12 protein-coding genes are annotated in these 13,881 nt (G+C 70.3%); 5 read left to right on the plus strand and 7 right to left on the minus strand.

All coding sequences use genetic code 11. The features are described from left to right. Positions 1-24 precede the first annotated feature (24 nt). The 3 genes from AB0K67_RS07345 to AB0K67_RS07355 all read right to left on the minus strand — a co-directional run bounded on the left by AB0K67_RS07345 (position 25) and on the right by AB0K67_RS07355 (position 3,338). On the minus strand, positions 25-1,347 hold the full coding sequence (locus AB0K67_RS07345; protein WP_364054364.1) for an enolase C-terminal domain-like protein: 1,323 nt from the start codon (positions 1,345-1,347) through the stop codon (positions 25-27). A gap of 15 nt (positions 1,348-1,362) precedes the next feature. Next, on the minus strand, positions 1,363-2,277 hold the full coding sequence (gene kdgD / locus AB0K67_RS07350) for a 5-dehydro-4-deoxyglucarate dehydratase (RefSeq protein ID WP_364054367.1): 915 nt from the start codon (positions 2,275-2,277) through the stop codon (positions 1,363-1,365). 134 nt (positions 2,278-2,411) lie between these two features. Then, positions 2,412-3,338: a LysR family transcriptional regulator gene (locus AB0K67_RS07355; protein WP_364054370.1), complete on the minus strand. Its 927-nt coding sequence runs from the start codon at positions 3,336-3,338 to the stop codon at positions 2,412-2,414. A 169-nt stretch (positions 3,339-3,507) separates the two neighbouring features. Between AB0K67_RS07355 and AB0K67_RS07360 the strand changes: the two genes are divergently transcribed. From AB0K67_RS07360 to AB0K67_RS07375, 4 genes are read left to right on the plus strand one after another with little or no spacing between them, the layout of a single operon-like run. Further along, entirely contained in the window at positions 3,508-4,515 is a 1,008-nt protein-coding gene (locus AB0K67_RS07360; protein WP_364054373.1) for a tripartite tricarboxylate transporter substrate binding protein, read from the plus strand. Between the two features lie 24 nt (positions 4,516-4,539). Further along, positions 4,540-5,106, plus strand: coding sequence for a tripartite tricarboxylate transporter TctB family protein (locus AB0K67_RS07365; RefSeq protein ID WP_364054376.1), 567 nt, complete (start codon positions 4,540-4,542; stop codon positions 5,104-5,106). A gap of 19 nt (positions 5,107-5,125) precedes the next feature. Further along, complete coding sequence (locus AB0K67_RS07370) at positions 5,126-6,646, plus strand: tripartite tricarboxylate transporter permease (protein ID WP_364054379.1); 1,521 nt, start codon at positions 5,126-5,128, stop codon at positions 6,644-6,646. Continuing rightward, a complete protein-coding gene (locus AB0K67_RS07375) occupies positions 6,643-7,914 on the plus strand; it encodes a glucarate dehydratase family protein (protein ID WP_364054382.1) in 1,272 nt (423 codons plus the stop codon). Before AB0K67_RS07370 ends, AB0K67_RS07375 begins: the two co-directional genes overlap by 4 nt. A 6-nt stretch (positions 7,915-7,920) precedes the next feature. On the opposite strand, the gene AB0K67_RS07380 is transcribed toward AB0K67_RS07375, so the two are convergent. Genes AB0K67_RS07380 through AB0K67_RS07390 form a run of 3 tightly spaced genes read right to left on the minus strand, consistent with a single transcriptional unit; the run spans position 7,921 to position 10,995 of the window. After that, positions 7,921-8,727 carry a FadR/GntR family transcriptional regulator gene (locus AB0K67_RS07380; RefSeq protein WP_364054385.1) on the minus strand — a complete coding sequence of 269 codons (807 nt, stop codon included), beginning with the start codon at positions 8,725-8,727 and terminating at the stop codon, positions 7,921-7,923. A 10-nt stretch (positions 8,728-8,737) separates the two neighbouring features. Then, positions 8,738-9,874 (minus strand): mandelate racemase/muconate lactonizing enzyme family protein, encoded by a 1,137-nt coding sequence (locus AB0K67_RS07385; protein WP_364054388.1) that lies wholly within the window; start codon positions 9,872-9,874, stop codon positions 8,738-8,740. Continuing rightward, positions 9,871-10,995 (minus strand): mandelate racemase/muconate lactonizing enzyme family protein, encoded by a 1,125-nt coding sequence (locus AB0K67_RS07390; RefSeq protein WP_364054391.1) that lies wholly within the window; start codon positions 10,993-10,995, stop codon positions 9,871-9,873. The genes AB0K67_RS07385 and AB0K67_RS07390 overlap by 4 nt, the downstream gene beginning before the upstream one ends. Before the next feature lie 786 nt (positions 10,996-11,781). Between AB0K67_RS07390 and AB0K67_RS07395 the strand changes: the two genes are divergently transcribed. After that, on the plus strand, positions 11,782-12,576 hold the full coding sequence (locus AB0K67_RS07395; protein ID WP_364054394.1) for an ABC transporter ATP-binding protein: 795 nt from the start codon (positions 11,782-11,784) through the stop codon (positions 12,574-12,576). 74 nt (positions 12,577-12,650) lie between these two features. On the opposite strand, the gene AB0K67_RS07400 is transcribed toward AB0K67_RS07395, so the two are convergent. Further along, complete coding sequence (locus AB0K67_RS07400; protein ID WP_364054397.1) at positions 12,651-13,727, minus strand: hypothetical protein; 1,077 nt, start codon at positions 13,725-13,727, stop codon at positions 12,651-12,653. Between the last annotated feature and the right edge of the window lie 154 nt (positions 13,728-13,881).

Below are 13,881 nucleotides of genomic sequence, written 5' to 3' on the forward strand. Positions count from 1 at the left end.
GGGAGGCCCGGCGCGGCCCGGCCGTCAGCGGACCAGGCAGGGGCGCTTCGGGTCGAACGTCCACCCCTTGATCAGGTACTGCATGGCGATCGAGTCGTCGCGCGCGCCCAGCCCGTGGCGGAGGTAGCGCTCGTGCGCCTCGGCCAGCGCGTCCCTGTCCAGCTCGACGCCGAGCCCCGGCTTGTCGGGCACCCGCACCGCGCCGTCCTCGATCGTCAGCGGCGAGGTGGTGAGCGCCTGGCCGTCCTGCCAGATCCAGTGCGTGTCCAGCGCGGTGATCTCGCCCGGCGCGGCCGCTCCGACGTGGGTGAACATGGCCAGCGAAATGTCGAAGTGGTTGTTGGAGTGCGAGCCCCAGGTCAGCCCGAAGTCGTGGCAGAGCTGCGCGACGCGCACCGAGCCGGCCATCGTCCAGAAGTGCGGGTCGGCCAGCGGGATGTCCACCGCGTCCGCGCGTACGGCGTGGGCCAGCTCCCGCCAGTCCGTGGCGATCATGTTGGTCGCGGTCGGCAGCCCGGTCGCCCGCCGGAACTCCGCCATCGTCTCCCGCCCTGAGAAGCGGCCCTCGGCCCCGCAGGGGTCCTCGGCGTAGGCGAGCACGCCGCCGAGGCCCCGGCACAGGCGTACGGCGTCGGCCAGCAGCCAGCCGCCGTTGGGGTCGAGCGTGACGCGGGCGTCGGGGAAGCGGCGGGCCAGCGCCTTGACCGCCTCGACCTCCTCCTCGCCGGGCAGCACGCCGCCCTTGAGCTTGAAGTCGGTGAAGCCGTAGCGCTCCTGGGCGGCCTCGGCCAGCGCCACCACCGCGTCGGGGGTGAGCGCCTCGCGGCGGCGCAGCCGCGACCAGCGGTCCTCGCCCTCGTCGTCCACCAGGTACGGCAGGTCCGTCTTACCGGGGTCGCCGACGTAGAACAGGTAGCCGAGCATCGGCACCCGGTCGCGCTGCCGGCCCTCGCCGAGCAGGTCGGCGACGGGCAGGCCGAGGTACTGGCCGTGCAGATCGAGCAGGCAGGACTCCAGGCCGGTGACGGCGTGCACGGTGGTGCGCAGGTCGAAGGTCTGCTGGCCGCGCCCGCCCGCGTCGCGGGCGGCGTAGCGGTCGGCGACCTCGCGCAGCAGGGCGCGGTAGCGGGCCACCGGCCGCCCGGTCAGCAGCGCGGCGGCCTCCTCGATGGTCTGCCTGATGGCCTCGCCGCCGGGCACCTCGCCCAGCCCGGTACGCCCGTCGGAGTCGGTGACGATGACGACGTTGCGGGTGAAGAACGGCCCGTGGGCGCCGCTCAGGTTGAGGAGCATGCTGTCGTACCCGGCGACCGGGACGACCTCGACGCTCTCGATGGTGGGCGACATCTCGGGAGGTTCCCCCTAGCGGATCTTGTCGATGAGCGCGGTCAGCTCGGCGAGCTCGCTCTCGGTGAGATTCTGCAGCGGCGGGCGCACCGGCCCTGCGGGACGGCCGACGGCGGCCAGCCCGGCCTTGATGATAGAGACCGCGTATCCCTTCATGCGATCGCGGATGTCGAGGTAGGGCAGGATGAACTCGCGGATGCGCCGGTAGACGGCCTCGCGGTCCTGGGCCAGCACGTCGGCGTAGAAGTCGAGCGCGTACTGCGGCACGAAGTTGAAGATGGCCGAGGAGTAGGTGCTCATGCCGAGCTGCAGCAGCGGCAGCGCGAAGGTCTCGGCGGTGGGCAGTCCTCCGATGTAGGCCAGGCGGTCGCCGACGGCGGCGTAGATGCGGGTGAGGTTCTCGATGTTGCCCACGCCGTCCTTGAAGCCGATGAGCGTCTCGTTGCGGTCGACGAGGGTGGCGACGGAGCGGTCGTTGAGCACGGCGTTGGCGCGGCTGTAGACGATCACGCCGAGGCTCGTGGCGGAGCAGACGGCGGAGATGTGCTCGATGAGGCCCTGCTGCCCGGCCTCGGTGAGGTACGGCGGCATGAGCAGGATGCCGTCGGCGCCCGCCGCCTCGGCGGCCTTGGCCTGGGCGACGGCGTTGGCGGTGCCGCCGGTGGCGGGGGCCATCACGGGGAGGCGGCCGTTCACCTCGTCGACGGCGGCGCGCACGACCCGGTCGATCTCCTCACCGGTCAGCGAGAAGCCCTCACCCGTGCCGCCGGCGGCGAACAGGCCGGCCACCGGGTAGCCGCTCAGCCAGGACAGGTGCTCGCGGTAGCTCTTCTCGTCGAACTGCAGGTCCTCGGTGAAGTGGGTCACGGGGAACGACAGCAGTCCGCTCTTGAGCTGACTGGCCAACTCCTGCGGGGAGTAACTGGGCATGACGAGGCTCCTCGCTTGACATGCGGCCGTGGGGTTTCCCCGCACCGGCTGAAAGGTCCGACGTCCGCCAGGCTAAGAAGGAGGAGCGATTCCTGTCCAAGTGCGATTCTCTATCCAGCGATGCCGTACGAGCATCACTGGTCGTGCGGCTCCCCGATGGCGGGCAGCAGTTCGAGCACCCGGCCGAGCGCGGGGTTGGTCGAGTTGCGGTCCCAGATGACGTGCAGCTCGACGGGTTCGCCGGTGGCGCCGGCCGGGTCGAGGGGGTCGCCGCCGCCGCGTACCAGGTCGCAGAAGGCGACGCCGTCCACGCCGAGCGAGCGCGCGCTGGCGGGGGCGAGGGCCACGCCGCGCCCGGCCGCGACCAGCAGCACGGCGGTGAGGATCTGGTGCACCTGCTGCTCGATGCGGGGGTGCGCGTTGGTGAGGAAGCGGACGGTCAGCTCGTGGAAGTAGCGCGACTGCACGGGGTTATAGCTGATCACCGGCAGGCCGTCGAAGTCGTCGGGGGCGAGCGGCCGGCCGAGCGTGGCGAGGCGGTGCCCGGCGGGGACGACGGCGCACAGCGGCTCGCGGAAGACGATGCGGGAGTCGAGGGTGGCGATGTCGAACGGCGGGCGGGCGAGTCCCAGGTCCAGCTCGCCGCGCAGCAGGCCGTCCACCTGCCCGGCGGTCACCCGTTCGTGCAGGATGACGTCGATGTCGGGGAGCTGCTCGGCCAGGCGGCGCAGCAGCGTGCCGAGCATGCTGATGGCGGAGACGGCGGTGAAGCCGAGCCGTACGATGCCGGCCGCGCCGCTCGCGATCCTGCGCGCCCGGTCCCCGGCGGTGTCGACCAGGGAGAGCATGCGCCGGGCGTCCTCAAGGAAGCCGCGGCCCGCGTCGGTGAGCACGACGCGGCGGTTGTCGCGTTCCAGCAGCGTCACGCCGATCGCCCGTTCCAGCTTCTGGATGTGGCGGCTGAGCGGCGGCTGGGTCATGCGCAGCCGGTCGGCGGCGCGGCCGAAGTGAAGTTCTTCGGCGACCGCGACGAATGCCCGAATCTGATCGAGGGTTAGCATGATGCCGCAAGAGTATCACTTGATACCGAAATGACGTTGGACAGGCATCAAGGCAGGTCCTTAGTCTCCGGAGAACCACAAAGCGGAAACCTTGCCGTAACCTGACGCAACTCCATCTCCGCGCACGAAAGATCCACGGGCGGTCCTCGCCCGCATGAAGGAGAAGTCCATGCCGACATCTCGGACAGCCCCCCGCCGCATCCTCATGGGTGTCGTCGGCGTCGTCACCGCGATGACGCTGACCGCGTGCGGTGGCGTCAAGACGACCTCCTCCGGTGGCGGCGACGGGGACTATCCGTCGGGCAACATCGAGTTCAGCGTCGGCGCGTCCGCCGGCGGTTCATCCGACCTCATCAGCCGCGCGCTCGCCCAGGGCATCGCCAAGGAGCTCGGCGTCTCCGCGCCCGTGATCAACAAGCCGGGCGCCAACGGCGCGCTGGCGGCCAAGGAGCTGCAGGCCGCCAAGCCCGACGGATACAAGGTCGCCGTGCAGAACGCCTCGCTGTTCACGATCACCCCGCTCACGGTGTCGCCGTCCGAGGCCGTCAAGATCGAGGATTTCGACGTCATCACCGGTGTCTCGCGCGACGACTACGTGATGGCCACCAACCCCAAGTCCGGCTTCAGGTCGATCGACGACATGAAGAAGGCCGGCAAGACCATCCGGTACGGCACCACCGGCGTCGGCACCGGCGCCCAGCTCGCCTCCGCGCTGACCTTCAAGACCGCCGGCATCGACGCGACGGCCGTGCCGTTCGACGGCGGCGCGCCCAACCTGACGGCCCTGCTCGGCAACCAGGTGGACGTCTCCACCATGCAGATCGGCGAGGCCATCGAGAACATCAAGGCCGGCAAGCTCATCCCGCTCGCCGTCTTCTCCAAGGAGCGCATCCCCTACCTGCCCGACGTCAAGACCGCCATCGAGCAGGGCTTCGACGTCCAGGTGACGCAGTACCGCTTCCTCACCGCGCCCAAGGGCACGCCGGAGAACGTCAAGGCCAAGCTGCTGGAGGCGGCCAAGAAGACGTTCGCCACGGAGGAGTACAAGAAGTTCAACGAGCAGAACTCGCTCACGCCGATGGAGGTCTCCCCGCAGGAGGTCATCGACTCGCTGCAGAAGGACGCCTCGACGTACAAGGCGAAGCTCGACGAGTTCGGCATCAGCCTGGCCGGTTGATCCCCTTCCTGCGAAGGAGTTTGCATGTCCGTGTCCGACCCGGCCTCCGACCCGGTCCGGCCACCGGCCTCGGCCTCTGAGGCGGACGAGGCCGCCCTGCTGCAGGCCGAGGCCGACCGGCTCGCGGCCGAGATGGAGGAGGCCAGGCCGCCGCACGCGGGGCCGGCCGCCCAGGTCGGGGCCGCGCTGGTGGCGCTGGCCGTCGGCGTGCTCGGCGCGATCGGCTCCTACGGGCTCGGCCTGGGGCAGTTGACCCAGCCCGGGCCCGGGCTGTGGCCGTTCGCCATCAGCGTCGTGATCGCCGTGCTCTCGGTGGTGCTCCTCGTCACCGGCCGCGGCCTGCAGGACTCCGAGCGGTTCTCCCGCGCGAGCCTGCAGACCCTGATCGGCCTGGTGACGCTGGTGGCGCTCGCCGCGCTGCTGCCGCTGATCGGGTTCGAGATCCCCGCGCTGCTGCTGATGTTCGTCTGGCTGCGCTGGCTGGGCAAGGAGTCGTGGCGTTCCTCCATCGTGATCAGCATCTGCGCCGTGGCCGCGTTCTACGTGCTCTTCGTGCTGCTGCTGCAGATCCCGCTCCCCCGCCTCATCTGAGGAAGTCCGAGAAAACCCCATGGACATCTCCCCGATCCTCGACGGCTTCGGCGTCGTGCTGGAGCCGGCCAACCTGCTCTACTGCCTGATCGGCGTCATCATCGGCATGCTCATCGGCGTGCTGCCCGGCCTCGGCCCCGGCGCGACGATCGCCATCCTGCTGCCGATCACGTACGGCATCGGGCCGGTCTCGGCGATCATCATGCTGGCGGGCATCTTCTACGGCGCCCAGTACGGCGGCACGATCACCTCGGTCCTGCTGCGCCTGCCCGGTGAGGCGTCGTCGGTGGTGACCGTCTTCGACGGCTTCGCCCTGGCCAAGCAGGGCAGGGCGGGCACGGCGCTCGGCATCGCGGCCATCGGCTCGTTCGTCGGCGGCACGATCTCGATCATCGGCCTGACGCTGGTCGCGCCGATCGTGGCCGGCTTCGCGCTCGACTTCGGCCCGCCCGAGTACGCCGCGCTCGGCATCCTCGGCGTGCTGCTGATCTCCTCGATCGGCAACGGCAACAAGCTCAAGGCCATCATCGCCGCCTGCGTCGGCCTGCTGATCGCGACCGTGGGCCGCGACACCTTCACCGGCGCGGAGCGCTTCACCTTCGGCAGCCTCAACCTGGCCGAGGGCATCGACTTCATCCCCATCGCCATGGGTCTGTTCGGCCTCAGCGAGATCCTCTACAACCTGGAGGAGCGGCACAACAAGGTGCACTCCCCCGCCAAGGTCGGCAACGTGTGGCCGTCGCGCCGCGACCTGGGCCAGGCCAAGGGCGCGATCGGGCGGGGCTCGCTGGTCGGGTTCGTGCTGGGCGTGCTGCCCGGCGGCGGCGCGGTGCTGTCGTCGCTGGCGGCGTACGCGCTGGAGAAGCGGCGCGCCAAGCAGCCCGAGCGGTTCGGCCGCGGCGCGGTGGAGGGCGTGGCCGCGCCGGAGACCGCCAACAACGCCGCCGCCACCTCGTCGTTCATCCCGCTGCTGACGCTGGGCATCCCGGCCAACGCCACGATGGCGCTGATCTTCGGCGCGCTGCTCATCCAGGGCATCCAGCCGGGCCCGCAGCTCGTCACCGAGCACCCCGACGTGTTCTGGGGCGTCATCAACTCGATGTACATCGGCAACATCCTGCTGCTGATCATGAGCATCCCCATGGTGGGGGTGTTCGTCAGGATCCTGCGGGTGCGGCCGGCCGTCCTCGCCCCGATCACGGTGCTGATCACGCTGCTCGGCGCCTACACCGTGCGCAACCAGGTGTACGACATCTTCCTCGTGATCGCGTTCGGCGTGCTGGGCTACCTGATGAAGAAGTTCGGCTTCGAGCCGGGACCGCTGGTGCTGGCGTTCGTGCTCGGCACGATGATCGAGAGCTCGGCGCGGCAGGGCCTGCTCATCTTCGGCGGCGACCCCGCGGGCTTCCTCACCCGCCCGATCTCTGGCACAGTGCTCGCCATCGTGGTGATCGTCGCGGCCTGGCCGCTGATCCGCAAGGCGATACGCCGCAAGCCCGCGCCCAGCGCCGCCGACCCTGTTGAGGAGAGGATTTCATGACCGTTTCCGCCGGCCGGGTCAGCCGGGTCGTCGTCACGCCCGTCGCCTTCCGCGACCCTCCCCTGCTGAACGTGGTGGGCGTGCACCAGCCGTACGTGCTGCGCGCGATCGTCCAGGTGCACACCGACGAGGGGCTGGTCGGGCTCGGCGAGACGTACGCCGACCAGGCCCATCTCGGCCGCCTGGAGGCGGTGGCTGCGGCCCTGCCCGGCGCGGACGTCTTCGACCTGCACGGCCTGCGGCGCATCGTCGCCGAGGCCCTGGGTGAGTCGACCGGCGGCGCCGGTGCCAGCTTCGGCGGCATGCTGGAGGTCTCCAGCGCCGTGGACACCGTGGTGTCGCCGTTCGAAGTGGCGCTGCTCGACCTGCAGGGCAAGGCGATGGGGCGGCCGCTGAGCGACCTGCTGGGCGGCGCCGTACGCGAGCGGGTGCCGTACTCGGCGTACCTGTTCTACAAGTGGGCCGGGCACCCGGGTCAGGAGGACGACGACTGGGGCGAGGGCCGCACGCCCGAGCAGATGGTCGCGCAGGCGCGCCGGATGGTCGACGAGTACGGCTTCACCGCCATCAAGCTCAAGGGCGGCGTGTACGAGCCCCGCCACGAGGCCGAGACCGTCGAGGCGCTGGCGGACGCGTTCCCCGGGCACAAGCTGCGCATCGACCCCAACGGCGCCTGGACGGTCGGCACCTCCGTCGAGATGGCCGGCCGGCTGTCCGGGGTGCTCGAGTACCTGGAGGACCCGACGCCCGGCATCGAGGGCATGGCCGAGGTCTCCAAGCACACGGAGCTGCCGCTGGCCACGAACATGTGCGTGATCGCCTTCGAGCACATCAAGCCCGCCGTGGCCGCCGACGCGGTGCAGGTCGTGCTCTCCGATCACCACCTGTGGGGCGGGCTGCGCCGCTCGGCGCTGCTCGGCGGGATCTGCGAGACGTTCGGCATGGGGCTGTCCATGCACTCCAACTCGCACCTGGGGATCAGCCTGGCCGCCATGACGCACCTGGCCGCCTCCACCCCCAACCTCACCTACGCCTGCGACACCCACTACCCGTGGAAGACCGAGGAGGTCGTCAAGCCGGGCGTGCTGGAGTTCCGCGACGGCGGCGTGGCCGTGCCGCGCGGGCCCGGCCTGGGGGTCGAGCTGGACGAGGACGCGCTCGCCGCGCTGCACGAGCAGTACCTGAAGTGCGGTCAGCGCGGGCGCGAGGACACCGCGTACATGCAGTCGATCGTGCCCGATTTCACCCCGAACACCGCCCGCTGGTAGCCGGTCCTACGGCGCCTGGAGGCGAGCGCGGCTGTTGGACAGGTGCAGCCGCATCGCCGCCCGCGCCGCCGCCGGATCACGGTCGGCGACGGCGCGGTAGATGTTCTCGTGCTCCAGCGTCACCCGCGTGAGGTGGGTGGCGTCGGAGACCGTGTAGACGTGTTCGAGGCGGGTGCGCGGCAGCATGATCATCATGGGGCCGAGCGAGGCCAGCAGGTCGGAGTAGAACCTGTTGCCGGACGCCAGCGCCACCTTTATGTGGAAGGCGAAGTCGGCCTCGACGGCGTGGCCCGGCTGCTCGCCCGAGCGCCCGAGGTCGATCAGGGCCCGCTCGATGGCCTTGAGCTGCAGGTCCGTACGGCGCTCGGCGGCGAGGCCCGCGGCCTCCGTCTCGATGCCGATGCGGAAGTCGATCATGTCGAGGACGTCGCGGTGGGTGCGCACCTGCGCCGCCTCCACCGAGAAGGCCGTGGGCGGCGGCAGCGCCAGCACGAACGAGCCCCGGCCCTGGAAGGTCTCCACCAGCCCGGCCGCCTGCAGCCGGGAGATCGCCTCGCGGACCACGGTCCTGCTGACGCCGAACTCCTCGATTAGCGACGACTCGGTGGGCAGTTTCTCGCCCGGCTGGATCTCGCCGGCCAGGATGCGGGCCCTGAGCCGCTCGACCACCTCATGAGCAAGGCCCCGGCCGCCCCTGCGGCCCTTGGGACGGTGGGCGGCGTTCCGTGGCGGCACCGCGTCCTCAAGGTCCTCGGGGTCCTTGGGGCTGCGCGGCGCGGCGTCCTCGGGGTTGCCCTTAGGGTTGCGCGGCACGGCGGACAATCTACCGGCCGGGGCCGTGGAACTCGACGTCGTCGATCAGCCAGTCGCGCGCCCGCCCGGCGAGGCTGAGCCCCAGCCCGGGACGGTCGGGCACGTGCATGCGCCCGTCCTCGATGCGCAGCCGCTCCTCGAACAGCGGCGCGAGCCATTCGATGTGCTCCACCCACGGCTCGCGCGGGTAGGCGGCGGCCAGGTGGACGTGGATCTCCATGACGAAGTGCGGCGCGACCTGGGCGTGCGCGTGGTCGGCGAGTGCGGCGACCTTGAGGTAGGGGGTGATGCCGCCGACGCGGGGCACGTCGGGCTGGACGACGTCGACGGCCCCGATGAGCCGGACGAGGTCGGGGACGCCGGTCAGCATCTCGCCGGTGGCGATCGGCGTGTCCAGCGCGGCGGCGAGCCGGGCGTGGCCTTCGGCGTCGTAGGCGTCCAGCGGCTCCTCGATCCAGACGAGGTTCATGTCCTCGACCGCCCGCCCGAAGCGCAGCGCCGAGATCCGGTCCCACTGCTGGTTGGCGTCCACCATCAGCGGCACCTCGTCCCCCACGTGCTCCCTGACCGCCGCCAGCCGCCGCAGGTCCTCCCGCATGTCCGGCTGACCCACCTTGATCTTGATCCCGCCGATCCCCTCGGCCAGGGAGCGCGAGGCGCGCTCCTTGACCTCGTCCAGGGGCGCCTGGAGGTAGCCGCCCGAGGTGTTGTACGTCCTCACCGAGTCGCGGTAGGCCCCCAGCAGCTTGGCCAAGGGCAGACCGGCCCGCTTGGCCTTCAGATCCCACAGAGCCACATCGACGGCCGCCAGCGCCTGCGTGGCCACACCCGAGCGGCCCACCGACGCACCCGCCCACAACAACGACTCGTACACCTTGCCGATGTCCGACGGATCCTGCCCGAGCAGGTGCTCCCCCACCTCCTTGGCATGCGCGTACTGCGCGGGCGTGCCGGCGCGGGTGGTGTAGGAGAAGCCGAGCCCGCGCAGCCCGTCGCGGGTGCCGATCTCGCAGGTCAGCACGTCGATCCTGGACAGGGGCCGCTGGCGTCCCGTGGCCACCTTGGCGTCGCTCACGGGGGTCGCGAGCGGCACCGCGTACCTGCCGAGCCGTACGGACGCGATCGCGTCGCCCACGGCCGTCGTCACGCCTTGCCGAACTCGACGCGGTCGGTCGTCCAGGCGCGGCACTGCTCGCTCAGCGTGAACCCGAGCCCCGGACGGTCCGGCACGATCATGCGGCCGTCGCGCGTCTCCAGCCGCTCGTTGAACAGCGGGTTGAGCCACTCGAAGTGCTCGACCCACGGCTCGCGCGGGTAGGCGGCGGCCAGGTGGAGGTGGATCTCCATGGCGAAGTGCGGCGCGAGCTGCAGCCCCGCGTGATCGGCGAGGGCGGCGATGCGCAGGAAGGAGCTGATGCCGCCCACGCGCGGGGCGTCGGGCTGGATGATGTCGGCGGCGCGGGCCTCGATGAGCCGTACGTGCTCGGCCACGCTGGAGAGCATCTCGCCGGTGGCGATCGGCGTGTCCAGAGCCTCCGCCAGCCGGGCGTGGCCTTCGGCGTCGTACGCGTCCAGCGGCTCCTCGATCCACACCAGGTTCATCTCCTCGACCGCCCGCCCGAAGCGCAGCGCCGAGATCCGGTCCCACTGCTGGTTGGCGTCCACCATCAGCGGCACCTCGTCCCCCACGTGCTCCCTGACCGCCGCCAGCCGCCGCAGGTCCTCCCGCATGTCCGGCTGACCCACCTTGATCTTGATCCCGCCGATGCCGTCCGCCAGGGACTGCGAAGCGCGCTGCTTCACCTCCTCGATCGGCGCGTGCAGGAACCCGCCCGAGGTGTTGTACGTCCTCACCGAGTCGCGGTAGGCCCCCAGCAGCTTGGCCAAGGGCAGACCGGCCCGCTTGGCCTTCAGATCCCACAGAGCCACATCGACGGCCGCCAGCGCCTGCGTGGCCACACCCGAGCGGCCCACCGACGCACCCGCCCACAACAACGACTCGTACACCTTGCCGATGTCCGACGGATCCTGCCCGATGAGGTTCTCCCCGACCTCCTTGGCATGCGCGTACTGCGCGGGGCCGCCCGCCCGCTTGGAGTAGCTGAACCCGACGCCGGAGTGGCCGTCCTCGGTCGCGATCTCGGCGAACAGGAACACCACCTCCGTCATCGGCTTCTGCCGCCCGGTGAGCACCTTGGCGTCACTGACGGGCACGTCGAGGGGAAGCGTGACGGAGGAGAGCGTGACGTGGCGGATGCGGTCGGCCATGACAGAACCTCGCGGGGTCAGGGTGGGCGTGGTACGCAAGTCATCGTACAAATCCGCTATTCATACGACAACTGCCCCGTTCTCCCCCACCGCTGCCGCGACGCGCGACGAGATGGTCAGACGGCGCGCCGTAGCGGGCCCAGGGCGGCGTCGGCCTGCGGCAGCCCCAAGCCCGCCAGGCCGGAGAGCAGGCCCAGGTGGGTGAGGGCCGGGCCCAGCGCGACGGTGCCGTTGATTGCCGCGGCGATGTCCGCTCTCCGGCGCGGGACCGAGCGCGCAGTACGAGGTCAGCGTCATCGGAGACCGGCGGGCGGCATGGGGCGGGCTAACCCGTCCGTGCCTGGCGATGGCTTTCGGCACCGGCATCATCACCCCGCCCGCAGCCGGCCGCGAAGTGCACGAGTCGCTTTCGCAGATGGTCGGCCCGCCGCTCCGGGCAGGCCGCCGGGTTCACGGGCAGGCCGGATATCGCAGAAGATCGGTCACCAGATCGACTGCGCCGTCATGCCGTCACCGAAATGCGACTCACGGACCTCACATGAGCGCGCGTGGAGACTCACCGGCCGCGTGGACGATTCATCGGGCGTATCCAGGCCGCCGTGCCGCGACGACAACCTGCCCGTTCCAGGGGCGTCCGCTGGCGGCGCCATCCTCCGAAGGGAGGATGGGTTCGGCCGTCCTGGAGGATGTCGCCTTCAACGCGCGCGAGGTGAAACTAGCGGAATGGCGGCAGTACAGGTACGCGGGCTCCGCAAGAGATACGGCGGCACTGTCGCCGTGGACGGCGTGTCCTTCGAGATCGCCGAGGGCGAGACCTTCGGCATCGCAGGCCGCAACGGAGCCGGCAAGACGACGACCGTGGAGTGCCTGACGGGGCTGCGCAGGCCGGACGGCGGCTCGGTGAAGGTGCTCGGCCTCGACCCGGTGCGCCGGCGCCGCAAGCTGGCCCAGCGGATCGGCGTGCAACTGCAGGAGGGATCGCTGCCCGACCGGATCAAGGTCGGTGAGGCGCTGCGGCTGTTCGCCGCGTTCTATCCGCAGCCGGCCGACTGGCGCCAGGTGATGGCGCGGTGGAGCCTGGAACCGCTGGCGGGCAAGGCGTTCTGCGATCTGTCCGGCGGCCAGAAGCAACGGCTGCAGCTCGCGCTCGCCTTGGCGGGCGACCCCGAGCTGGTGGTGCTCGACGAGCTGACCACCGGCCGGCGCCAGGCCGCGCTGATATCCCCCACGCCTGTGCCAGGGAGGCATCCGATGCGCCGAAGAATCGCAACGACGAAGGCCACGGAGCCGCAAAAGGGATGGTCACCGGTATTCGATCATCGAGGCGGGGACGAACGATTCACGGAGCCGCGAAACCGCCGACCCGTTCTTCTTCCGCGTCGGCCGTACGATGGCCGTATGAGCCGAAAAGGCGTCGCACTGCTGGTGATCGCCGCCGCCTTCGTCGTGGCCGGAGCGGTCGTGATCCTGGGGAACACGGCTCCCGAGGAGACCTCCAGAGGTGTGGAGAACACCCGATCTCCAGAAGAGGTCTCGTCTTATTGGACCAGGGAGCGCATGGACGAGGCCACCGGAGGGTGAGAGAAACCGAGGGGCGAGAGAAAAGCGCGTGCGAGGAGCCGCGCGAACGGAGACCCCTCGCACGCGGCGGCGGGCTAGTTCGCGCTCACGTCGTTGTAGACGTTGATGGCGGCGTCACCGTGGTTGGGCGACTTGTAGACGATGTCGGTCGGGTTCCCGTTGTTGTCGACCGTACGGTGGCTGTTGGCCCCGACGATGTAGCCCCATCCCCGGTCGAGCTGTAGCTCCTGGAGCCAAGGACCACCGCTGGAGCCGTGGAACATGTCGCAATCCATGTCCATGCGGTCGTCCAAGAGGCCCGCCCGGCTGACGTCGCCGAAGCAGTACCACAGATCGTCACCGGTGAAGTCGGTGCGCTGGTAGCCGTCCTGGGGGTAGCCGAAGGCGTGGATGTCGGTGAAGTCCTGGCCGTATCCGAACCGGTAGCCCTGCGAGCCGACCCAGTCCTGCAGGTTTCCGTGCTGCGACTGCGGGTCGAAGGCGATGGCCGCGACGTCGTAGCTCCAGTCGCCGTCCTCCCACCAGCCGTTGGCGGTGGCGGCGTAGCGCCAGGTCCACCGGCCGTGCGGTTCGAGCCCGTTGTCGGCGTCGGGGACGAAGATGAAGTCGCTGAACCAGTTGGCGTCACCGCCGCCGCCTGCGTGGATGCAGTGCCCGGCGGTCCAGACGGTGTTCCTGTTGGCGGCCGTGATCACGCTGCCGCTGCAGTAGCCCGGCGAGCCGTCGTTGCGACGGTAGTAGATCTTGCCGATGGTGATGGCGGGCATGCTCCCCTGGCCGTACCAGCGCTCGGCCCGCGCCCCGGCGTTGACGTCGGCCGACGGGCCGATGGGCCGGTCGAGTCTCCTGGCCGGCAGCGAGCCCTCGGCCTTCTGTCCCGGCAGGACGTTCTTGGGCGGCTCACCCTTCTGGATGAGCGGCGGGGACGAAGGGATCGGTTCCGGCGTGGCCGCGCGGATCCGCTCCTCGGTCCAGTAGCTGAGGATCCGCTCACTGCCGGCCTTGTTCACCACCCCCTTCGACAATGTGTCGGGCGATGGTGCTGCGGTGCCGGTGGCGGAGGTCTGGCCGGAGGCGGTCGCGCTCATCCCCGAGACCGCCAGCAACGCCGTTAAGACGACGATTGCGGCGCGCCTTGAGCGTGCGCTCATGACTCTTCCCTTCCATAGGTGATCGGCGAAACCACCTCATCATGTGCGCAACTTTCCTTCACGTAAAGGGGCCGGTCAGAAACTTCTCGCGAGCCGCGGAATGACGGGATGATATTCGGATCGCGACGATTTCCGGAACGTTTCCGAATTCGCG

This window comes from Nonomuraea sp. NPDC052634, assembly GCF_040678535.1.
GTDB lineage: Bacteria > Actinomycetota > Actinomycetes > Streptosporangiales > Streptosporangiaceae > Nonomuraea > Nonomuraea fastidiosa.